This is a genomic window from Idiomarina sp. (assembly GCF_048260185.1).
Classification (GTDB): Bacteria; Pseudomonadota; Gammaproteobacteria; order Enterobacterales; family Alteromonadaceae; genus Idiomarina.
Map to the genome: position 1 here is coordinate 718,158 of NZ_JBLXHB010000001.1, position 21,645 is coordinate 739,802.

Annotated in this window: 19 protein-coding genes; 10 read left to right on the forward strand and 9 right to left on the reverse strand. The window is 47.1% G+C overall.

Going from position 1 to position 21,645, the window contains the following annotated elements; all coding sequences use genetic code 11:
• Positions 1 to 105: 105 nt before the first annotated feature.
• The 5 genes from ACN0RF_RS03535 to pspA are packed head-to-tail and all read right to left on the reverse strand — an operon-like array spanning position 106 to position 3,774.
• A complete protein-coding gene (locus tag ACN0RF_RS03535; protein WP_417438080.1) occupies positions 106 to 1,095 on the reverse strand; it encodes a YcjF family protein in 990 nt (329 codons plus the stop codon).
• On the reverse strand, positions 1,092 to 2,465 hold the full coding sequence (locus ACN0RF_RS03540; RefSeq protein ID WP_417438081.1) for a YcjX family protein: 1,374 nt from the start codon (positions 2,463 to 2,465) through the stop codon (positions 1,092 to 1,094). The genes ACN0RF_RS03535 and ACN0RF_RS03540 overlap by 4 nt, the downstream gene beginning before the upstream one ends.
• A complete protein-coding gene (gene pspC, locus ACN0RF_RS03545; protein ID WP_034820668.1) occupies positions 2,462 to 2,845 on the reverse strand; it encodes an envelope stress response membrane protein PspC in 384 nt (127 codons plus the stop codon). The genes ACN0RF_RS03540 and pspC overlap by 4 nt, the downstream gene beginning before the upstream one ends.
• Positions 2,842 to 3,084 (reverse strand): envelope stress response membrane protein PspB, encoded by a 243-nt coding sequence (gene pspB / locus ACN0RF_RS03550; protein ID WP_011233982.1) that lies wholly within the window; start codon positions 3,082 to 3,084, stop codon positions 2,842 to 2,844. The genes pspC and pspB overlap by 4 nt, the downstream gene beginning before the upstream one ends.
• A 15-nt stretch (positions 3,085 to 3,099) precedes the next feature.
• Positions 3,100 to 3,774 (reverse strand): phage shock protein PspA, encoded by a 675-nt coding sequence (gene pspA / locus ACN0RF_RS03555; protein WP_034820665.1) that lies wholly within the window; start codon positions 3,772 to 3,774, stop codon positions 3,100 to 3,102.
• Between the two features lie 190 nt (positions 3,775 to 3,964).
• Here pspA and pspF point away from each other — a divergent pair, with 190 nt between their 5' ends.
• The 8 genes from pspF to ggt all read left to right on the forward strand — a co-directional run bounded on the left by pspF (position 3,965) and on the right by ggt (position 13,733).
• Positions 3,965 to 5,041: a phage shock protein operon transcriptional activator gene (pspF, locus tag ACN0RF_RS03560; RefSeq protein ID WP_034820662.1), complete on the forward strand. Its 1,077-nt coding sequence runs from the start codon at positions 3,965 to 3,967 to the stop codon at positions 5,039 to 5,041.
• Positions 5,034 to 6,659: an ABC transporter substrate-binding protein gene (locus tag ACN0RF_RS03565; protein ID WP_417438082.1), complete on the forward strand. Its 1,626-nt coding sequence runs from the start codon at positions 5,034 to 5,036 to the stop codon at positions 6,657 to 6,659. The genes pspF and ACN0RF_RS03565 overlap by 8 nt, the downstream gene beginning before the upstream one ends.
• Positions 6,656 to 7,684 carry an ABC transporter permease gene (locus ACN0RF_RS03570; RefSeq protein WP_034820656.1) on the forward strand — a complete coding sequence of 343 codons (1,029 nt, stop codon included), beginning with the start codon at positions 6,656 to 6,658 and terminating at the stop codon, positions 7,682 to 7,684. The genes ACN0RF_RS03565 and ACN0RF_RS03570 overlap by 4 nt, the downstream gene beginning before the upstream one ends.
• Positions 7,671 to 8,564, forward strand: a complete 894-nt coding sequence (locus ACN0RF_RS03575; protein WP_034820655.1) for an ABC transporter permease subunit — start codon at positions 7,671 to 7,673, stop codon at positions 8,562 to 8,564. The genes ACN0RF_RS03570 and ACN0RF_RS03575 overlap by 14 nt, the downstream gene beginning before the upstream one ends.
• Complete coding sequence (locus ACN0RF_RS03580) at positions 8,564 to 9,556, forward strand: oligopeptide/dipeptide ABC transporter ATP-binding protein (RefSeq protein WP_011233988.1); 993 nt, start codon at positions 8,564 to 8,566, stop codon at positions 9,554 to 9,556. The genes ACN0RF_RS03575 and ACN0RF_RS03580 overlap by 1 nt, the downstream gene beginning before the upstream one ends.
• Complete coding sequence (locus ACN0RF_RS03585) at positions 9,553 to 10,365, forward strand: ATP-binding cassette domain-containing protein (RefSeq protein WP_011233989.1); 813 nt, start codon at positions 9,553 to 9,555, stop codon at positions 10,363 to 10,365. Before ACN0RF_RS03580 ends, ACN0RF_RS03585 begins: the two co-directional genes overlap by 4 nt.
• 23 nt (positions 10,366 to 10,388) lie before the next feature.
• Complete coding sequence (gene putP / locus ACN0RF_RS03590; RefSeq protein WP_417438083.1) at positions 10,389 to 11,918, forward strand: sodium/proline symporter PutP; 1,530 nt, start codon at positions 10,389 to 10,391, stop codon at positions 11,916 to 11,918.
• Between the two features lie 105 nt (positions 11,919 to 12,023).
• Complete coding sequence (ggt, locus tag ACN0RF_RS03595) at positions 12,024 to 13,733, forward strand: gamma-glutamyltransferase (RefSeq protein ID WP_417438084.1); 1,710 nt, start codon at positions 12,024 to 12,026, stop codon at positions 13,731 to 13,733.
• 67 nt (positions 13,734 to 13,800) lie between these two features.
• On the opposite strand, the gene rssA is transcribed toward ggt, so the two are convergent.
• Complete coding sequence (gene rssA, locus ACN0RF_RS03600) at positions 13,801 to 14,778, reverse strand: patatin-like phospholipase RssA (RefSeq protein WP_034820650.1); 978 nt, start codon at positions 14,776 to 14,778, stop codon at positions 13,801 to 13,803.
• 80 nt (positions 14,779 to 14,858) lie between these two features.
• Here rssA and ACN0RF_RS03605 point away from each other — a divergent pair, with 80 nt between their 5' ends.
• The gene (locus ACN0RF_RS03605; RefSeq protein ID WP_034820648.1) at positions 14,859 to 16,181 is read left to right on the forward strand and encodes an anti-phage deoxyguanosine triphosphatase; all 1,323 of its coding nucleotides are present in this window, start codon (positions 14,859 to 14,861) and stop codon (positions 16,179 to 16,181) included.
• A 62-nt stretch (positions 16,182 to 16,243) separates the two neighbouring features.
• Here the strand turns inward: ACN0RF_RS03605 and recA are convergent, their stop codons facing one another.
• Together recA and ACN0RF_RS03615 are read right to left on the reverse strand one after the other, a co-directional pair.
• Complete coding sequence (recA, locus tag ACN0RF_RS03610) at positions 16,244 to 17,362, reverse strand: recombinase RecA (RefSeq protein ID WP_034820647.1); 1,119 nt, start codon at positions 17,360 to 17,362, stop codon at positions 16,244 to 16,246.
• A 99-nt stretch (positions 17,363 to 17,461) separates the two neighbouring features.
• On the reverse strand, positions 17,462 to 17,968 hold the full coding sequence (locus tag ACN0RF_RS03615) for a CinA family protein (RefSeq protein WP_417438085.1): 507 nt from the start codon (positions 17,966 to 17,968) through the stop codon (positions 17,462 to 17,464).
• Between the two features lie 30 nt (positions 17,969 to 17,998).
• On the opposite strand from ACN0RF_RS03615, the gene mutS reads away from it, so the two are divergent.
• A complete protein-coding gene (mutS, locus tag ACN0RF_RS03620; RefSeq protein WP_417438086.1) occupies positions 17,999 to 20,614 on the forward strand; it encodes a DNA mismatch repair protein MutS in 2,616 nt (871 codons plus the stop codon).
• Between the two features lie 31 nt (positions 20,615 to 20,645).
• Here the strand turns inward: mutS and rpoS are convergent, their stop codons facing one another.
• A complete protein-coding gene (rpoS, locus tag ACN0RF_RS03625; protein WP_417438087.1) occupies positions 20,646 to 21,614 on the reverse strand; it encodes an RNA polymerase sigma factor RpoS in 969 nt (322 codons plus the stop codon).
• Between the last annotated feature and the right edge of the window lie 31 nt (positions 21,615 to 21,645).

Genomic DNA, 21,645 nt, shown 5'->3' on the forward strand with positions numbered 1-21,645 from the left:
GTTTTGGCTCGTTTGTCAGAAATTTGTTAACGAGCAACAGAGTGCAACGAGCTTACCTTAGTTGGCAATCTTTGCGCTGTGTCAAACCTTTAAACAACTGTAACGCTAGTTTTCCACTTCCTGCTCAGATGTTGCTGTAGCCTTTGCCTGGCGCGATTTATAAACAAAAGGTAAAACGCTCTTTAGCTGGCTTAGTAAGTCTTTTTGCAGTTTCAAATAGCCCGGCTTCTTGACCTTTTCGAATGGCATGGGTCGACATAATTCAATCACTTGATAACCCAGTCTGGCGGTGAGCAAACCGGCTCCTAAACCTTGTCCGGCCCGGGTTGATAAACGCGTCAATAGTTCAGCGCTAACCCACTGAGCACCTAAATCTACCGCAACTTCACTAAGCCCGGCATAAACAATATTGGCAAACACCTGACGCCATAAGCGAACTCTGGCCCAGTAACCCAGTTTTACACCGTACAGCTCAGCAATACGCGATATCATACGCTGATTACGCCACATAACGATGAGCATATCCAGTAAAGCGAAGGGGCTCACCGCCACCATGGCGGCGGCTTCTGCCGACCAGCGACTGATAATACGAGTAGCCTGCTGGTCTATACGGCTTAAGACATCCACTTCAAAACGTTCACGTTCTTCATCCACGGACCAATACGGTTGTTTGATTTGCTGCCAGCGGTGTTCTAAATCCGGATGCTGCAGAAGCTGCAACTGTTGCTCCGGTTTGGGATCGTCAGACTGTTTTTTCCAGCGCCGTTTCAACTTTTGCAGCAACCAGATTTCGCGCACCATAAAGCTCAATAATGCCAACGCTATAACGCCAAAACCAACCGCCCACAAACTGCCTAAAAATATATTTTGCTGAAAACGCTCAATAACCATCAGTACCGATTCAATAACGGCGGCGGTTAAAGCAACCACTAAACCCAGTGCCAGCCACTTACCCCAGCGACCAGCCTTTGCGCCCGCAGTTGCTTGGCCGGAACCTGGTTCGTGTCCGGCTTGCTCAGGAATATTATCGATATCAGAAACTTCAACTGCCGGTTCATCCACCGAATAGTAAGTTAATTTGCGCGGATCACTCATTTGAGTTTATCTCCCAGAACGTATTCAAGTAGCTGATCCAGCCGGATATGCGGCAGGGGTGAATTCTGCGCAGTGAAGCCGGGATAAAACTGCGGATAAATATAGCCTTGTTGCCAGTCTGCAGCCGTTGGTATGGCTTTAGGTACCTCTGGTGCACCCACCCGCACAAACTCGCGGCTCTCATTAATACCGTCCAGAACTGTCGTGCCGTTACTTAATTTCTTAATTTGACTGGTGGCAATACCCGCAACGCTAAATACCTGGTGCGGTATTTGATCAAACTGCAGCTCCTGACGCTGCTTCTGCGTCATAACACGCAGTAAATCCGTCAGTTTTTGATGGTCTTGCGGAGCAATGCTGTCGGCTTTTGTTGCAACCAGCGCAACTTTATCAATAACCGGCGACATCAACCGCTTAAGCAAACTGTTACTGCCATATGAAAAGCTCTTCATCAGTTCATTTATTGCCAACTGTAATTCAGCAAAATGATGCTCACCATTCTGCAACGCCTGCAGGACATCAACTAACACAACCTGCCGATTAAAGTGCTTAAAGTATTTTTGATAAAACGGAGTCACCACATGCTGTTGATAGTAGCGGTATTTCTCGCGCAAACGTTTTACCCAGGCATCGGGTATTGGTTGTGACAACGGCCAGGGGAAAAACTCCAGCGCCGGAGCTCCCCCAAGCTCTCCGGGTAACACCATTCTTCCGGGTTGCAGCAATAATAATTTTTGCTCCCGGCACTGACGTAAAAAAATCCGATAACCCGATGCCAGTTCACGTATCTGCTGCTCAGCTTTATCCTCTGACGCGGCGTTTGCGGCCGTCTGCACCTTAGTCAACCAGCTCTCTGCCAGTTTATGTCGTAACTCAGCTTTCAGTAAGCGCTGCTGTTGCTGGCTCCACTCATCATAGCTCAGTTGTAATAAGGGTAAATCCAGCAGCCATTCCCCCGGATAATCAATTAAATCCAGTGTTAAGCGTCGTGTATCAAGCATTCGTCCGGCTAGCCCTCTATGTGGCTTATATTTTATTTCGACACGTATTTCACTCACATCGCGCGTCGACTGCGGCCATCGGGGACCCTCTCCGGTTAAACAATCTATAGCGCCTTCGTAGTCAAAGCGCGAGACTTGCCAGTTGCTGCTGGTGTGTAAACGACAGCCGTTAAGACGCTGTTGTTGCTTCACTTTAAAATAAGGCAATTGCTGCGTTTCGTTGGCATATAAGAGTTGCTCAAGTAAACCGGTGATTAACGCCGTTTTACCCGCCCCACTTAATCCCGTTACAGCCAGGCGTATATGACGATCAAACCCGCGATGAATAACGTCGCGGGTTTGGTGTTGTAGCTTTTGAAAACGGCTCACAGACGATTAAATTCTCGTTGAAGGTTATAGTGATTTGAGGTTACGTACTTTTCCATTGATTGCAACTGTTGCTCCAGTTCATCAAACTCTCGCTTTATGTCGCGAAAAGCTTCACGCGGCGGTTCTCCGCCCTGCCAGACCTTAGTCTTTACATCAACATTATGACGCTCGGTATTTGGTAACTTTTTATCCAGAATTAACCAACCGGCGATATAAAGTACAAAGAAAGAGCCATTAGTAAAAATCACTCCAGTAACAAAGGCCACTCGTATTAGCCAAGGTTCCAGGTTCAGGTAATCTGCAATACCGGCACAAACACCTGCAATTTTTCCTCGTTCTGAGTCGCGACGCAGTTCTCGCTTTGGTCTTCGCTCGCTCATTGTCTGTCCCTCCAGCCCGGAGCGTCAGCATCCAGAATACGTTCCAGTGTCTGTACACGCTCACGGATGCGTTTTGCCTGATTCGCCAGTAACGCCAAAGATTCCCTTTCTTCCTCGTTCAATCCCTGATTCATTTGTCGTTTACTGCGGTAATGAAGGATGATCCAGATAGGCGCGACTATAATAACAAACAGAATAATCGGCGCCATCAACATCCCTAGTATTGCTTCAATATCCATTTTTTTAAGCCTGCTTTAAGAGTCTTGTTTGGTTTTTGAGCTCATACGAGCACGCAATGCTTCCAGCTCGTCATTCACTTTACTCTCGTTTTCCAGCTCTGCAAATTCGTCACGTAAAGTCCGTTTACCCATATCATAAGATTCAACCTGGGCTTCTAAATCATCGATTTTGGCTTCGTAACGATCAAAACGCTGCATCGCGTCATCAACTTTGCCACTATCGACCTGTTGCTTAACCTGCAAGCGGCTGCTGGCTGCCTTCTGGCGCATCAGAATCGCTTTCTGGCGAGACTTCGCATCAGCCAGTTTTTCCTGAAGTTGGCCAATTTCGTCATTTAGCTTGTCCAGATTTTCGTTAACGCGATCCATTTCCTGCTGCAACGAGTCAACGCCCTGCTGCGCTTTTTGCTTTTCAATTAATGCCTGGCGCGCTAAGTCGTCACGCTCTTTGGTTAACGCCAGCTCAGCCTTTTTCTCCCAGTCCTGAACTTCGTTTTCCATCCGTTGCTGCTGGCGCTGAATGTCCTTCTTTTCAGCCAGCAGGCGCGCTGACGTAGAGCGTACTTCAACTAACGTATCTTCCATTTCCTGAATAATCAGGCGTACCATTTTTTGCGGATCTTCGGCTTTATCCAATAAAGAATTGATATTGGAGTTCACGATATCGCTAAAACGTGAAAAAATACCCATAATAATGACCTCATACTGGTTTAATAAACAACTCGATGATTTATTATTCAAGTATCAGGCCAACTTTTATTTATGCCATAACAACTTGTTTTATAAATACTTTTTATAGTTTATGTGAATTACACCCTTGCGGGAGTTCGTAAAATAAACTAATAATTAGCAAAAATAACTATAATATAAGGCATTCGACATGCGCCCTGAGCGAAAACCCGACAACCTCATCGGACAATCCAACAGCTTTTCCGATGTGCTGGAACAAGTGTCGCAGATTGCTCCCCTCGATAAGCCCGTATTAATTATTGGTGAACGTGGTACAGGCAAAGAGCTTATTGCGGCGCGTTGTCATTATCTTTCCAGACGCTGGCAACAGCAATACGTTACCCTCAACTGTGCCGCACTTAATGAAAACTTACTCGACAGTGAACTCTTTGGTCATGAAGCCGGCGCTTTTACCGGCGCAGCTAAAAAGCACGAAGGTCGTTTTGAACGCGCTGACAGTGGTTCGCTATTTCTTGATGAATTAGCCAATACGTCCCTGCGGGTTCAGGAAAAGCTGCTGCGGGTTATTGAGTACGGAGAATTCGAGCGAGTAGGTGGCCGCCATTCGGTTAAAGTCGATACTCGCCTCATTGCCGCTACCAATGAAGACCTGCCGTCATTGGCTGCCAAGGGCAAGTTTCGTTCCGACCTGCTGGATCGCCTGGCATTTGATGTTATTACCCTGCCACCGCTACGTGAACGCCGCGACGATATCATGTTACTTGCTGAGCACTTTGCTATTTCTATGGCACGCGAAATGGAACTGGAGTTATTCAGTGGTTTTTCCGAGAAAGCCCGTAAAACCTTGCTTGAATATCATTGGCCCGGTAACGTACGCGAGCTTAAAAACACAGTAGAGCGGAGCTTATATCGGCTGGGAAATGGTCATGTCCCTATTCATGACATTATTATTGACCCATTTAACAGTCCGTTCCGGCCAAAAACTCCGGTTACGGAAAAAACAGTAGCGCAAGAGCCATTGGCCAATGAACAAAGCAATACTGAAAGTAATGAAGTAATTGATATGCCGAAACTCAACGCCGATCAACCAATAGACTTTAAACAAAAGTCGCAAGAGTATGAAATTGATGTCTTGTCGCAAGCTTTGCGTTTATGTCAGTTTAACCAAAAGAAAACAGCTAATTTTCTTGGACTGACTTATCATCAGTTACGAGGTTACTTAAAAAAGTATCAGTTATTGGAAGGGGCTTCCGCAGCTAATGATTAAAGCGTACGCCAATGTGCTTGTTATTGCAGCAGTGTTTCTCTCAGGCTGTCAGTCTGAGGAGCCAGAGCCAGCTCCCCTGGCCGACGGTATTATTTACTGTTCAGAAGGCAACCCCGCTTCTTTTAATCCCCAGCTTGTTACTTCGGGCACTACCGTTGATGCAACTGCAGCTCAACTCTACGACCGGTTAATTGATTACGATGCTGAGCAACAAAAATTTGTACCTGCACTTGCGAAGCGCTGGGAAACTCTGGATAACGGCACTCGTTATCGGTTTCATTTGCGCGAAGGCGTAAAGTTTCATACCACCAACTACTTTCAGCCCAGCCGCGAACTAACCGCTGACGACGTTCAGTTCAGCTTTAACCGATGGCTGGATGAGACCAGTCTTTATCATCAGGTCGGAGGGAGCTATCCCTTTTTCAGAGCCACAGGGCTGGATCAGCTGATCAATAAAGTTGTTAAAATTGACAAAATGACGGTCGATATTGTGCTGAATAATGCCGACAGTTCGTTTTTAGCGAACCTTGCAACAGACTTCGCCATTATTTTATCCGCTGAGTACGCCCAACAACTTTTGATAGAAGACCGGCCCGGGCAAATTGATGCTTTGCCCATAGGAACCGGCCCCTATCGTTTCGAAAGTTATCGCAAAGACGTGTTAATACGTTACTCCCGACATCCTGGGTATTGGCGGGAAGGCCCGGGAATTGAACATCTGGTGTATTCTATTACTCCGAACGCGAACAAGCGTATGCTTAAATTGGTCACCGGCGAATGTGACATTATTCCTTATCCGCTAGTGAGTGAGTTGCAGGCGCTCAACAGGGAACAGTTAATCGTCACCGATGAAGTAAGTCCAAACGTCTCTTTCTGGGCATTTAATACTGAGAAAGCACCTTTTGATGACCCCAGGGTTCGTCAGGCTCTGAGCCACGCCATTAACCGCGAAGCAATTATTCAGACCATATATTACGGTAATGCTGAGCTCGCACAATCAATACTACCGCCAACATCCTGGGCTTATGATGACCGTGGCATTCAGTATCAGTATGACCCGGAAAAAGCCAAACGTTTATTGGAAGAAGCCGGTCATTCAAATTTGAATATTAACATCTGGGCTATGCCGGTACAGCGCGTCTACAACCCTAACGCCCGCAGAATGGCGGAACTGATGCAGTCAGACTTAGCTCAAATTGGCGTTTCTGCTAGCATTGTTTCTTATGAGTGGAACACCTTTCGCCGACGCCTTTCTCGTGGTGAACACGATACCGTGCTCATTGGTTGGTATGCCGACAATGCTGACCCTGACAACTTTTTCAGACCACTGTTGAGCTGTGCTGCCGTAGCTACCGGTGGCAACCGGGCTAACTGGTGCCACCCGGGTTTTGACCAGTTGCTTTACAGCGCCATAGCAACCACGGTTCCGGAAGAGCGTAAAGCTCTGTATCAGTCAGCTCAGCACTTACTGAATCAGCAGCAACCTTTATTACCTATTGCCCACTCAAAACGCTTTCAGGCACAGCAGAAAAACATCAGCGGCGTAGAACTTCCCCCTTATGGCGGTATTAACTTTCGCCTGGCCACCAAAGATACCGCGGAGGAAGAGTCACAATGACCCGCTATCTTATAGGCCGTTTAAGCGTTTTTATTATTGCTGTGTTTTTACTAACGGTGTTTAGTTTTAGCCTCAATTACTTGTTTCCGGGCGACCCAATAACCAATATGAGCGGCATCCGGTCGTTCCAGAGCAGTTATCCACTCATGGTTGAACTGCGTGGCGGTGACCAGAACCTGGCCATTCAATACATGCGTTACCTGCAACACTTGTTTGCCGGCGACTGGGGGCTATCGCTGAGTAATGGTACACCGGTATTTGCCGATGGTATTCAACACTTTATGGCCTCAATGGAGCTCATTCTTCTGGCCTTACTGGTTGCCATTATTTTTGGTTTACCATTAGGTGTATTTGCTGCCTCCCGCTTTCGTCAGCGCTCCGATCAGACGGTAATAAGTCTGGCTATGGTTGGTTACTCTATCCCGGTTTTCTGGTTAGCTCAGTTACTGATACTACTGTTTGCCATAAAACTCGGTTGGTTCCCTATTACCGGCCAGATAAACCCTTTATATGGTGTCGAACCACAAACCGGTTCAATTCTCATCGATGTATTTTTAAGTGACTCGGAATATAAAGCCGCGGCGCTTCAGGACGCTTTAAATCATATTGTTCTGCCGGTGATCATACTGGCTATCATGCCAATGATGCTGTTACTGCGCTTAATGCGAAATGCAACCCAGGAAATGCTGCAAAAACCTTTCGTAAAAGCGGCTCGTGCCCGCGGGTTAAGTGAATTTAGAGTACTGGTAAAACACGCTATTCCTAATGCCGTGCAATCGGTACTGCAACAGACCACCCTAATTTTCAGTTTACTGTTAACCAACAGCATTGTGGTTGAATCCATTTTTAACTGGCCGGGAATGGGCAATTGGCTTATCCGCAGTATTTTTGAACGTGACTACCCTATTATTCAGGCAGCTGTATTAATGTTCGCTTTCGTTATTTTGTTCTTTAACTTACTGGTCGAGCTATATCATGGCTGGCGATTCCCAATAGTGAGGCACGAACAATATGCCACACGTTAATCTTTACCATCACGATGAAACCCCGTCGCCACTCAAGCTAGTCTGGAAGAGCTTCCGCTCAAGGTTTCTCTCCATGGCCGCTTTGTATGTTCTGCTGGCAATGATATTGGTTGTGTTGCTGTCACCCTTGCTCGCACCCTTTAATACGTCAGCCCAGTTCTCTGATGCCATTGCACTTCCCCCTTCATGGGTCGAAAGCGGCAATATGAATTATTTGTTTGGCACCGACGATTTAGGTCGGGACATGCTATCGCGGCTATTAATTGGTGGACTATACAGTCTGGGACTCCCCATACTTATGGTTGCTGTATCCTCACTAATTGGCATGAGCATAGGGGCTCTTGCCGGTATCGACCGAACTATAAAATACCAAAGCTTATCGCGACTTTTTGATACTTTGCTGTCCATTCCTTCCTTCTTGATGGCGCTTATCATCATTGCGATTCTCGGTACCGGTTTTAATAACGTAGCCTTTGCTATAACGCTTTCGTTAATTCCACAGTTTATCTTCGTTACCCGTAATGCGGTGCACGAAGAATGGCATAAGGACTATGTTACCGCCTCGAGACTCAATGGTTGCTCCAAAGCCTACTTGCTTTACCGGGTGATATTACCTAACGTGACCCCCACATTGGTCATGCAACTTACGGTATCGCTTTCCGTTGCTATTATGGATATTGCGGCTCTTAGCTTTCTTGGGCTGGGTATTCAGGCTCCAACTCCTGAATGGGGCAGCATGCTGGCACGCAGTCTGGACGAGGTTTATTTATCGCCCTGGTCCATGGTGCTGCCGGGCGTAACCTTGTTTATTACCATTATGGCCATTAACATTGTCGGAGACAGCCTGCGCCGTGCATTAAAAGAAAGGGTTAACAGCTAATGCAGTTACTCGATATACGCAATCTGACAGTAGAGATGCAAACAGCGCACGGCATCGTTCGAGTATTGGATAAAGTCAATCTGCAGCTTACCGAGGGAGAAATTCACAGTATTGTGGGCGAATCCGGGTCGGGGAAAAGCTTGCTGGCAAAAGCCATTATGGGTTTTATCAACCCTAACTGGCAAGTTACCGCCGACAGACTTTGGTGGAACGGACAGGATTTACTGGCAATGACGCCAAAGCAGCGCCGGCAAATTACCGGCCGCGATATGGCTATGATTTTTCAGGACCCTAATGCCTACCTCGATCCTAACAGCACAGTAGAGCAACAAATTGTGGAAGCTATTCCACAAGGGGATGTTCGGGGTACATTCATGCGTCGCCGGGTTGATCGTAAAACCCGGGTCAAAAGACTGCTTCACCGAGTGGGCATTCGCGACCACGAATCTATAATGGAAAGCTACCCTTTTGAATTGTCTCAGGGCATAGCGCAAAAAGTGAGTATTGCTATAGCCATTGCTCACCGTCCCAGACTCCTTATTGCCGACGAACCCACCACCGCGATGGAACCTTCAACCCGTTTACAGATCCATCGTTTGCTGGCACGACTGGCGGTTAGCCAAAAAATGTCCGTGGTGCTAATTTCTCAGGATGTCGGCTCCATTTTGCCTGAGACCAAACGCTTAACCTTGCTTTATTGTGGGCAGCTAATGGAGACCGGTCCTGCTCAGGACATTTTGTCGGAACCGGCGCACCCTTATACCGACTCGATGCTTCGCATGTCATTGCAAACGCAACAGGAGTTGCCTCACAAAGCGCGTTTACCGACCCTGCCCGGCTCCATACCAACCTTGCGGCATATGCCAATTGGGTGTCGTCTGGGGCCCCGGTGCCCATACGCTCAAAAAACTTGCGTTAAAGCACCACGGGCCACTCACGACCGACAACGTGTGTATCATTGCCATTTCCCGCTACTGGATAGCAGCTCATGAGTCACTTACTGGAAGTTCGAAATCTCGGCAAAACGTACCGCTCCCGAAAAGGCTGGCCATGGACTCCTAAGTCGGTAGCGATAGAGCCTTTGTCTTTCACCCTTGAAGCTGGCGAAATACTGGCAGTAATGGGCGAGACCGGATCGGGAAAATCGACCCTGGCACAAATTATTGGTGGTGTAGACACCGCAACCAGTGGCGAAATTCTGCTTAATGGCCAGAAGCTTCATAGCAATAACTACCCTCAGCTATGTAACAACATTCGAATGATATTTCAGGACAGTGAAAACTCTCTGAATGCGCACCTCAACATAGGTAAACAGCTGGAAGAGCCTCTGTTATTTAATACCCAGTTAACAGCCGCCGAGCGCCAGGAACGGGTCAATTTAACCTTGCAACGCGTTGGTATGCTGCGGGAGCACTGGGAGTTTTATCCTCATATGCTGTCCAGTGGGCAAAAACAAAGAGTCTGTATTGCGCGGGCCATTATTCTGGAACCGCAGATTGTTGTCGCCGACGAAGCCCTGGTTGCACTTGACCCATCAATTAGAGCTCAAATCATTAATCTTATGCTCGATCTTCAGAAAGATATGGGTATTTCTTACATTTTAGTGACACATTCGCCGCAAATCGTGAAACACATTGCGGATAAGATCTTAATTTTATATCGTGGTAAAATGATCGCGTTTGATAAAACAGACATAGTACTAGAGGACACGCAGCAAACTTACGTTCAACAATTGCTGCACGAACATTTAAAACAGAACATTCAATATAACAGCGACAGAAGCGCTAAGATCGCTGACTAAAAACTAAAAAACGGGAGTTTAATGTGGAAACAGGTACTCTGATATCACTAGCGCTGTACTTTATTGTCATGCTAGGTATTGGGCTTTACGCCTATAAAAAGTCTACCGACTCAGTTTCAGGCTATATGCTTGGAGGACGAGGCTTAGGCCCTGCAGTTACGGCATTATCAGCAGGTGCATCCGATATGAGTGGTTGGATGTTGATGGGCTTACCCGGTGCAATTTACGTCTCTGGCGTATCGCAGTTGTGGATTGCAGTGGGTCTGGTCATTGGTGCATTCTTAAACTATGTCATAGTGGCGCCCCGCCTCAGAACCTACACCGAAGTTGCTAACGACTCAATTACAATACCCGACTATTTTGCCAATCGTTTCACTGACAAAGGTCGTCGGCTGCGTATCTTTTCTTCAGTTGTTATTATCATCTTCTTCACCTTGTATACGTCTGCCAGCTTAGTTGCGGGAGGCAAGCTGTTCGACAGCTCCTTCGGCATGGACTATACCACTGGCCTTTGGGTAACAGCCGGCGTTGTCTGTGCTTACACCCTGTTCGGGGGCTTTTTGGCGGTGAGTATGACCGACTTTGTGCAAGGCTGTATCATGTTCGTTGCTTTGGTCTTAGTGCCTATTGTGGCCTTTGCGGAGCTTGGCGGATACAGCAGTGTCGTTGGACAGGTCCAGGACATTGACCCAAATTTCTTAGACTTTTTCTATGACGTCAAAGAATCCACAGCTTTAGGAGTTCTTGGAGTTATCTCATTACTGGCTTGGGGCTTGGGTTATTTTGGTCAACCACATATTATCGTGCGTTTTATGGCCATCCGCTCTGTGAGCGATGTTAAAGCTGCTCGCCGTATCGGTGTCTCGTGGATGGTAGTTTCTATCATTGGCGCCATGGCAACAGGCTTTGTCGGTATTTCTTACGTATCCGAGACCCAAATGAGTCTCCCTGATGCCGAAACTATTTTCATTATCTTCTCGCAGTTCTTGTTCCACCCGTTAATTAGTGGGTTCCTGCTGGCCGCAATTCTGGCCGCAATTATGAGCACCATTTCTTCGCAATTGCTGGTGAGTTCAAGCTCTTTAACCGAAGACTTTTACAAAGCCTTCTTACGTAAAGATGCAAGCCAAAAAGAACTTGTTCTTGTTGGACGTATATCTGTTCTGGCGGTTTCCCTTGTAGCTATTTGGCTTGCCTGGGATCCAGAAAATACTATTCTTGATCTGGTCAGCAATGCCTGGGCAGGATTCGGCGCAGCCTTCGGTCCTGTAGTCATTCTTAGCCTGTTCTGGAAACGTATGAATCGCCACGGTGCATTAGCCGGCATGTTAGTTGGCGCCATCACAGTTCTGTTCTGGATTTATGGACCGACTTTCGGTGGCGAACAGCTTTCGGCCTATGTGTACGAAATAGTACCAGGCTTTATCCTGTCTACTCTCGCGGTTATCATCTTCAGTAAGCTTACTGCTGAACCAAACCAAGAACTTCAGGATAAGTTTGATGAAATGGAAAGTGTCATTGATGATTACTACCATGGTGACAAAAAAGGCTAAGCTATTTACGCCTTGTAACTGATAAAAAGACCAGCCCATCGTGGCTGGTCTTTTTTGTTTTAGAAGTTAGTCCTATAGTGGTAGAAAAACAAGAAGGTAACCACTATGGCTAAATTAAATATTATTGCATCCGCGGCGCTCGCATTTTCCTGCGCGGCAACAACCTTACCCAGTAATGCCAGTGACCGTATTACCGGGCATCACTTTGCTACCCGCTCAGAAGCGATGGCACCTACGGCAATGGCCGCAACAAGCCAGCCATTAGCCACACAAGTTGCGTTAGATATTATGCAGGAAGGTGGCAATGCAATAGATGCCGCTATTGCAGCTAACGCGGTATTAGGTCTGGTCGAGCCAACCGGAAACGGTATTGGTGGCGACCTCTACGCCATTGTCTGGGATGCTGAGGCTAAGAAACTTCATGGCCTCAATGCCTCTGGACGTTCCCCGCAGAGCTTAACGCTCGACTATTTTAAAGAAAACGGGTACGAATCAATTCCGGCTCGCGGTGTACTTCCCTTATCCGTACCCGGGGCGGTAGATGGCTGGTTTGAGCTACACGACCGTTTTGGTGAAGCCAGCATGGAGAAAATTCTGCAACCCGCCATTCATTATGCAGAGTCTGGCTTTCCGGTGACTGAAGTTATCGCGTATTACATGAAACGCAATGCCGAGGTACTGAAAGATATTCCCGGTTTTGCCGATGTCTTTATGCGTGACGGTAGTGTTCCGGAAAAAGGCGAACGTTTTAAAAACCCCGACCTTGCCAATACATACAAAATATTGGCAAATGAGGGTCGCGACAGCTTTTACAAAGGGAAGATAGCCCGTACTATCAGCGACTTTGTCGAAAAGCACGACGGTTTTCTCTCATATGATGATTTAGCGCAACATAGCTCTACCTGGGTTGATCCCGTATCCACTAACTATCGCGGCTACGACTTATGGGAATTACCACCCAATACACAGGGCATAGCAGCACTGCAGATTCTGAATATACTTGAGCAATTTGATATCAAAGCCATGGGTCACGATAGCCCCGAGTACATTCATCATTTTGTAGAGGCCAAAAAGCTGGCGTTTGAAGACCGTGCTAAATACTATTCGGATCCGGCGTTCAATGACGTACCGGTTCAGGGTCTTATCGACAAAGAGTACGGCAAAAAACGGGCGCAGCTAATTAACTCTGAACGCGCCGGACGCTCCTTTGAGCCGGGTAACCCGCCAACAGAGGGCGACACTATTTATCTAACCACTGCCGATAAAGATGGCAATATGGTGTCACTAATTCAAAGTAACTATCGCGGTATGGGTTCAGGCGTTACTCCAACCGATTTAGGTTTCGTTCTGCAAAACCGGGGCGAGCTCTTTGCGTTAGACCCAAACCACCGTAACGTATTTGAACCAGGTAAACGCCCTTTCCACACCATTATCCCTGCTTTCGTCACTAAGGACGGTAAGCCGCTTATGAGCTACGGAGTTATGGGAGGAGCTACGCAGCCACAAATGCACGCACAAATTCTTATCAACCTCATTGATTTTGATATGAACTTGCAAGAAGCCGGTGACGCGCCGCGTATTCTGCATACAGGCTCAAGTCAGCCAACAGGATCGATAATGGAAGATGGTGGCGTTGTTAGTCTGGAAAATGGTTTCTCAAAAAACACTCGCCGTGAATTAATAAAAATGGGGCACACACTACAGGAAGCCCTGGGACCCTACGGTGGCTATCAGGCTATCTGGAAAGACCATGAACAAGATGTCTATATTGGTGCTTCTGAAAGCCGTAAGGATGGGCACGCCGCTGGTTATTAAGAATAATAGCCGTCTCGTCTCAGCGCAGGCGAGACGGCTTTATCTTTTCAACTCAGAGAAAATCTGACTAACCTCTGCGCTCACGATAAAGTTCAATTTCTTCCATAATCAAGTCACGCATTCTGGTGGTTGTATCGTAACCCAGATCAATGGCTTCCTGACCCCGATAAAACTCCATAATACCGATATGGCCAAGCTTAGGCTGCACTAAAATATCCGGCGGATCACCCGCCATACGGGCCTTAGTAATACGCTCCTGCATAATGTCTATGGAGCTTGCCATAACACTGAACATCCCCGGCGCTTTTTCACCATTATTTCTAAAGCGTTCTTTAAAACTGTCCAGATACTCTTTACTGCCTGACCAAAGGCTGTCAAAAAAGCCGTTATCATCCTCTCCGTGCTCTTCCATATCAGCTTTTTCTTTTTCAACCTGCTCGGTTTCCGTCTGAGGTGGGATGCTTCGCCCTCTGCGTTTCAACGCTTTTGAATTTAATTGCGAATTAAGATGCACAGCAATAACAAAATCTGCCCCCAAAGCTCGGCACAACGACACCGGCACTGGGTTCACCAAGCCTCCGTCTATTAGCCAGCGTCCGTCAAGAGACTTCGGTGACAACACGCCCGGCATGGCACAAGATGCTCTGGAAACATCATAAAGGTCGCCCTTACGTAACCAAATTTCGCGACCGCTGTATAAATCGGTCGCAACGGCACCATAAGTAACAGGCAAATCTTCTATATTGCGTTGACCAAATTCTTCCCGCGCGCGGTTAAAGACTTTTTCTCCACCAATAATGCCGCCATGGTTAAAACCAAAATCCAGCAAATTAAACACTTCCCAACGGTTCATGCCCTGAACCCATTGCTCTACTTCGGCCAATCGTCCGGACGCATAGCCGGCTCCTACTAACGAGCCAATTGATGTACCGGCCACCATATTGATGCGCACGCCCATCTCTTCCAATGCCTTAATGACACCAATGTGCGCCCATCCTCTGGCCGCTCCAGAGCCCAGAGCTAAAGCGACTTTCACTTCCGACATGTGCTGTTTCCTACTTTTCTTAATAATGTATCTATCGTACTATGATTACTCATTCGTCAACAACATCACTGAGCAGTTAGATGATTTGGACAGAACGCCAGTCAGGTACCTCGGAACAGCGCCCTAACGATACCCGCACAAACTTTCAACGGGACAAAGCCCGAATTCTTCACAGTGCGGCATTCAGGCGGCTGCAGGCAAAAACTCAGGTTATGTATGTTGGTATGCACGACTTCCCCCGTACACGACTGACCCACTCGCTGGAAGCCAGTCAAATTGGTGCCAGCCTGGTAGTTCATTTAAGTAACCAGCATCCGTTACTGGCTGAACAACTGGAGCTTTCAGAACCTTTGCTCGAGTCTTTATGTCTCGCGCACGACATAGGCCATCCGCCATTTGGCCACGGTGGTGAAATTGCCCTTAATTATATGATGCGAAACAACGGCGGATTTGAAGGTAACGGCCAGACATTTCGTATTGTCACTCAGCTTGAAGCATACACGCCTGAACATGGCATGAGCTTAACCCGAAGAACTCTGCTGGGGCTGTTAAAGTACCCGGTATTAGCCAGCGCAATCCGAAGACAAGAACTCCCCCCTGAGGTAACAAACTTTCGTCATTTACCCACTCGCGAATGGTTGCCACCAAAAGCCTTGTATGACGACGACTCAGAGCAGTTAGACTGGGTACTTCAGCCGCTAAGCACTAACGATAAGAAAAATTTCCAGTCCTTAGTGCATGAACCAGCACAAACTACCCACGGAAAAAGTGCTCTAAAAAGTATTGATGCATCCATTATGGAAGCGGCTGATGATATAGCCTACGGCGTTCATGATCTTGAGGACGCCATTGTTGTCGGCCTTATCCAGCGGCATCACTGGGAAGAACACATGTTCTCTGACCTGCAGCAGCTTGAAGCAGAGCTTTCCGACTTTAACGCCCGAAAGTTAACCGAAGATCTCTTTTCCGGCAGCCATCACCTCCGCAAACAGGCAATAGGAGGATTAGTTAACCGGCTGCTTACCTCAGCAAGACTGAACTCTACTGAGTACAATTTTGACTGTCCTTTGCTGCAATATGAAGTTCAGTTAGGAGCAGCCGAAAAAATTCTGCTGAACTCGTTAAAGCAATTTATTTTTAAATGGGTCATTCGAAAGCCCGAAATGCAGGCACAGGAATTTAAAGGGCAGCAAATTGTTATGGAGCTGTTTGAGGTTTTAGCTGTAGAGCCGGAACGTTTATTGCCTGAAAATACCCGTTTGCGTTATCTGCAACAGCAACAAAAAGGCGGGAATGCTCTGCGCGTAATTTCTGATTACCTTTCCGGCATGACTGACGGGTATGCCGCTAAACTTTACCAGGAACTGTTCTCAGTCAGCTCACCCAAAAGTGCGTTTCAGTAACTTTTACTCATAAAAAAACCGGAGCAATAAGCTCCGGCTTGTTATTAAGAAAAATAAATCCGTTATGACAAACTGATGTCGTCTTTCTCGTTACCTTTCTTTTCTGCTTTCTTGTCAGCCTTAGCTTCGCTCTTCTCGTCTTCTTTCGCAGCAGCGCGCTCAGCTTCACGAATTTCTTTTGTTCGCTTTTCTGGTTTCGACAACAACAGTTCGCGAATACGACCTTCTAATTCATCGGCAATTTTAGGGTTGTCCTGCAAAAACTTCATTGAGTTAGCTTTACCCTGACCAATCTTGTCGCCGTTATAGCTGTACCAGGCACCAGCTTTATCAACCATTTTGTGTTTAACACCCAGGTCAATAAGTTCACCTTCTTTAGAAATACCTTTGCCGTATAAAATTTGGAAATGTGCTTCTTTAAACGGTGGAGCGACCTTGTTTTTAACCACTTTCACGCGGGTTTCGTTACCAACAACTTCGTCACCTTCTTTCAATGCACCAGTACGACGAATATCCAGACGCACTGAAGAATAAAACTTCAGTGCGTTGCCGCCAGTAGTCGTTTCAGGGTTACCAAACATCACACCAATTTTCATCCGAATTTGGTTGATGAAAATACACATGGTGTTGGATTTCTTAATGTTCGAAGTTAGCTTACGCAGGGCTTGAGACATTAAACGAGCTTGCAAACCAACATGGCTATCGCCCATTTCACCTTCAATTTCCGCTTTGGGTGTTAGTGCTGCTACCGAGTCAACAATAACAATATCAACTGCGCCGGAACGAACCAGCATGTCACAAATTTCTAAAGCCTGCTCACCGGTATCTGGTTGCGATATTAATAAGTCATCAACGTTAACACCTAAAGCTTCTGCGTAAATCGGGTCTAACGCGTGCTCAGCATCAACGAAGGCACATGTCTTACCCATTTTTTGCGCTTCGGCAATCACTTCCAGAGTCATAGTCGTTTTACCACTGGACTCAGGACCGTAAATTTCGACAACCCGGCCAAAAGGCAAGCCACCAATACCAAGAGCAATATCCAGCCCTAATGAACCGGTTGAAACAGAATCGATATCCAGGGTCTGGTTATCACCCAGACGCATGATAGAACCTTTACCAAATTGACGTTCGATTTGTCCGAGCGCTGCATCTAACGCCTTTTGACGATCATTGCTCATTATAAGCTCCGTTATTAATCACTGGTTTTATAAACAGTATACTGTACACATTTACAGTATCAAGCATTGTTCTTATTTTTTCACTAAAACAAAAGTAAGCTATTGTAATTCAATTAAATTTATAAGCTTATCCAAAACTGCATCTAAAGTTTGTAAACGCACCTGGGTGCGGTCACCTGCAAATTGTTCAGACCAGCACCAACAGCCCTCACTATTTGCTATTGCCATCCACACCAGGCCCACCGGTTTATCCGCTGTACCACCCGCAGGACCTGCAACACCGCTCACTGCAATACTCCAGTCGGCATCACATGCCGCTATGGCACCAGTCGCCATTTGCTGTACACAAGCTTCGGAAACTGCCCCTTGCTTTTCCAGCACGCTGGGCTCAACCGACAATAGCTTTTGCTTAAGGGCATTAGTATAGGTGATTAATCCACCATTAAACCAAGCAGAACTTCCCGCAACTTCGGTAATAGCGTATCCTATCCCTCCTCCGGTACAAGATTCTGCGGTGCATAAAGTCTGCTGCTTCTGTTGTAGACTCGAACCCACTTGTTCCGCGAGTTTAAAGGTTTGCGGCGCGATTGCCGTGGTTGCTAACATAACACTGGCTCCAGATAAGAATAATCAATTATGCCTGAATTCTCTGATAAACAGATCCAATCACATACCCCAATGATGCAGCAATACCTACGTATAAAAGCGGAACATGCTGACATGCTTTTATTCTATCGTATGGGGGACTTTTACGAACTGTTTTTTGAAGACGCCAAGCGCTCAGCCCAACTGTTGGATATCTCCCTCACCGCGCGCGGCCAGAGTAATGGTGAGCCTATTCCAATGGCAGGTGTTCCCTATCACGCAGTAGAAAACTATCTGGCGCGCCTGGTCAATATGGGCGAATCCGTTGCCATCTGCGAACAAATTGGCGATCCGGCAACCAGTAAAGGACCGGTTGAAAGAAAAGTCGTGCGTATAGTCACGCCGGGAACCGTCACTGACGAGTCGCTGTTAGCGGAAAAAAGACAAAACCTGTTAGTTGCTATTTGCCCGCTGAATCCTAAACAGCCGGAAGCTGAATACGCAATATCTAGTCTGGAGCTAAGTAGTGGCCGTTTCTGGATAACCAAAGCCCATTCCAGTGAACAGCTGGCTGCAGAAATGCAGCGTCTGGAGCCTGCCGAATTGCTCTATCCAGAGTCTATTTCCTTGGCCGGACTACCTTTAGCAAAAGCGAAATGCAAACGCCGACCGGCCTGGGAGTTTGAGCAACAAACCGCGTTTATGCTGCTGACACGCCAGTTTGGCACTCAGCATTTAGAGGGCTTCGGTATCAAAAATGATGAGCCTACCCTGGCAGCTGCCGGTGCTATTCTGCATTATGTAAAAGAAACTCAACGCGCTGCCCTGCCTCACATTCAGGCACTAATAACGGAACATCCGCAAGACGCCATTATTCTCGATGCAGCAACACGCAGAAACCTTGAACTGCAGCAAAGCATGGGCGAAGGCGATACGCACCTTTCGGCGGTACTCGACAAAACCGTTTCGGCTATGGGCAGCCGGCAGTTTCAACGATGGCTGCAACGCCCTATTCGCAATCATCAGGAACTCAATCAGCGCTATGACGCTGTCGACGCATTAAAAGAAAATCTGGATTTTGAAAATATACAGCTAACATTAAAACAGTTAGCCGATATTGAACGTATTGTTGCCCGTGTGGGCTTACGAAGCGCGCGTCCGAAAGACTTTGCGCGTTTGCGCGACAGCCTGGCTAAAATACCGGAAGTCAGAGCATTTTTGTCTCACCGCTCGCTCAGTTATCTGCACGACATTATTGAACCCTTTCCAGAAGTTGTCGACTTGCTGACTAAAGCCGTTATTGAGCAGCCACCTTTACTAATTCGCGACGGCGGCGTTATTGCCGAAGGATACGATAAAGAGCTTGATGAACTGCGCGATCTTGCAACGGGTGCTACAGACTACCTGAAACAACTGGAACAGCGTGAGCGTGAGAGAAGTGGTATCGCCACATTAAAAGTTGGCTACAACAGAGTTCACGGCTACTTTATTGAAGTCAGCAGGCAGTCATCAGAAGCAGTACCCGATGACTATCAGCGTCGTCAGACACTAAAAAATACAGAACGCTATATTATTCCAGAGTTAAAGGAGCACGAAGACAAAGTTCTGAATGCTCAGGCACGTTCTCTGGCCAGAGAAAAATGGCTTTACGACCAACTCTTTGAGCACTTATTGCCACAGGTGAATGCGTTGCAAAAAAGCGCTTCGGGTCTGGCTCAACTCGATACCTTGTGTTGTTTTGCACGGCTGGCTGATAATTATCGTTATTGTCGCCCACAGTTGCAAAAGGAAACCAGCTTAATTGAACTGGAAGCGGCTCGTCACCCGGTTATTGAACAACTGAGCGATGAACCTTTTATTGCTAACCCCATGTCACTGACGCCGCAGCAACGTATGCTGATGATAACCGGCCCTAACATGGGTGGTAAATCGACTTATATGCGACAAGCCGCGTTAATCGTTATTCTCGCGCACATGGGCTGCTATGTACCAGCTGATAAGGCAATTATTGGCGACATTGACCGTATCTTTACCCGTATTGGAGCCTCTGACGACTTAGCCTCAGGGCGTTCGACTTTTATGGTAGAAATGACAGAAACCGCGAACATTCTGCATAACGCCACAGCAAAAAGTCTGGTGCTTATGGATGAAATTGGTCGTGGTACTTCAACCTATGACGGCTTGTCATTGGCGTGGTCTTGTGCTGATTACCTGTCCCGACAACTCCAGTGTCTGACCTTATTCGCCACTCATTACTTTGAGTTAACCGAGTTGGCAGAAGAGTTGCCAGCCACGGTAAACGTTCACGTCGATGCGAAAGAGCATGGCGATACCATCGCCTTTTTGCATAAGGTCAGCCCAGGCGCTGCTAGCCAGAGCTTCGGCTTGCAAGTGGCTAAGTTGGCCGGAGTGCCCGATCATGTCATTCACAAAGCAAAACAAAAGCTGTCAGAGCTGGAGCATACTCAACACGGAGTTTTAAACGAACCTAAACAAACCACTATGGAACTCACTCCGCCGCCTGAAACCATGCCGTCTCATACAGAAAAACGCGACCCGCTGCTTGATGAGCTGGAACAACTGGACATTAATGATATGACTCCGAAGCAGGCGCTGGATATTCTTTACCGATGGCAGCAGAAACAAAAAGGCTCAACACAAGGTTGAGCCTTTTTAGTACGTTTAGTGAGTGTTACTTTTACTGAGCAGTAAATAGAGAATCTAAAGTTAAGCCTTGCTGTTTTAACGAATCGCGTAATTTACGCAGGGCTTCCACTTGTATCTGCCGGACTCGCTCACGCGTAAGACCTATTTCACGACCAACATCCTCCAGGGTCGATGGCTCATAGCCCATCAGTCCAAAGCGGCGTGCCAGTACCTCGCGTTGTTTCTGATTTAACGACTGCAACCATTCCGTGATATTTCCTTTCAGGTTTTCATCCTGCAAGACACCTTCAGGTCCGGTATCAGCATCGTCGGTGAGGATATCCAACAAGGCTTTGTCGTTATCGCCGCCTATAGGCGTATCTACCGAACCAATGCGTTCATTCAGACGCAACATTTTGGTGATATCGCCCACGGGCTTATCAAGGCTTTTCGCAATATCTTCGGCGGTTGGCTCGTGATCCAGCTTATGCGCAAGTTCACGGGCGGCACGAAGGTACACGTTAAGCTCTTTAACGACGTGAATCGGCAATCTAATGGTGCGCGTCTGATTCATAATAGCGCGCTCAATAGTTTGTCGTATCCACCAGGTAGCGTAAGTTGAGAAGCGGAATCCACGTTCAGGGTCGAATTTTTCAACCGCCCGGATAAGGCCGAGGTTACCCTCTTCAACTAAATCTAATAAAGGCAGCCCGCGATTAGAATAACGGCGGGCAATTTTAACAACCAACCTCAGATTACTCTCAATCATACGACGGCGGGCTGCTTTGTCACCTTTCAATGCACGGCGGGAATAAAAGACTTCCTCTTCAGCAGTTAGTAATGGAGAGAAACCGATTTCTCCCAGATATAACTGCGTCGCGTCCATCTTCTTTTGATATTGAGTTGAAGACGAGGATAGCGCCTCTTCCAACTCTTCTGCTGCACTGTCAGCGCTATCTATAATAGATTCTTCTTCATTAGCTTCGACGTTTTCAACTGCTTCTTCCTTTATGCGGCTCATAACAAGCTCCTGTTATACTGAACACCGTGTT

Excerpts from the sequence above, each read along its gene's own strand:
- ACN0RF_RS03575 (WP_034820655.1), top strand. The coding sequence starts at position 7,671 with ATGCCACACGTTAATCTTTACCATCACGATGAAACCCCGTCGCCACTC.
- pspB (WP_011233982.1), bottom strand. The coding sequence starts at position 3,084 with ATGGATATTGAAGCAATACTAGGGATGTTGATGGCGCCGATTATTCTG.
- ACN0RF_RS03565 (WP_417438082.1), top strand. The coding sequence starts at position 5,034 with ATGATTAAAGCGTACGCCAATGTGCTTGTTATTGCAGCAGTGTTTCTC.
- pspF (WP_034820662.1), top strand. The coding sequence starts at position 3,965 with ATGCGCCCTGAGCGAAAACCCGACAACCTCATCGGACAATCCAACAGC.
- rpoS (WP_417438087.1), bottom strand. The coding sequence starts at position 21,614 with ATGAGCCGCATAAAGGAAGAAGCAGTTGAAAACGTCGAAGCTAATGAA.
- ACN0RF_RS03570 (WP_034820656.1), top strand. The coding sequence starts at position 6,656 with ATGACCCGCTATCTTATAGGCCGTTTAAGCGTTTTTATTATTGCTGTG.
- pspA (WP_034820665.1), bottom strand. The coding sequence starts at position 3,774 with ATGGGTATTTTTTCACGTTTTAGCGATATCGTGAACTCCAATATCAAT.
- mutS (WP_417438086.1), top strand. The coding sequence starts at position 17,999 with ATGCCTGAATTCTCTGATAAACAGATCCAATCACATACCCCAATGATG.
- recA (WP_034820647.1), bottom strand. The coding sequence starts at position 17,362 with ATGAGCAATGATCGTCAAAAGGCGTTAGATGCAGCGCTCGGACAAATC.
- rssA (WP_034820650.1), bottom strand. The coding sequence starts at position 14,778 with ATGTCGGAAGTGAAAGTCGCTTTAGCTCTGGGCTCTGGAGCGGCCAGA.
- ACN0RF_RS03585 (WP_011233989.1), top strand. The coding sequence starts at position 9,553 with ATGAGTCACTTACTGGAAGTTCGAAATCTCGGCAAAACGTACCGCTCC.
- ACN0RF_RS03615 (WP_417438085.1), bottom strand. The coding sequence starts at position 17,968 with ATGTTAGCAACCACGGCAATCGCGCCGCAAACCTTTAAACTCGCGGAA.
- ACN0RF_RS03535 (WP_417438080.1), bottom strand. The coding sequence starts at position 1,095 with ATGAGTGATCCGCGCAAATTAACTTACTATTCGGTGGATGAACCGGCA.
- ggt (WP_417438084.1), top strand. The coding sequence starts at position 12,024 with ATGGCTAAATTAAATATTATTGCATCCGCGGCGCTCGCATTTTCCTGC.
- pspC (WP_034820668.1), bottom strand. The coding sequence starts at position 2,845 with ATGAGCGAGCGAAGACCAAAGCGAGAACTGCGTCGCGACTCAGAACGA.
- ACN0RF_RS03605 (WP_034820648.1), top strand. The coding sequence starts at position 14,859 with ATGATTTGGACAGAACGCCAGTCAGGTACCTCGGAACAGCGCCCTAAC.
- ACN0RF_RS03580 (WP_011233988.1), top strand. The coding sequence starts at position 8,564 with ATGCAGTTACTCGATATACGCAATCTGACAGTAGAGATGCAAACAGCG.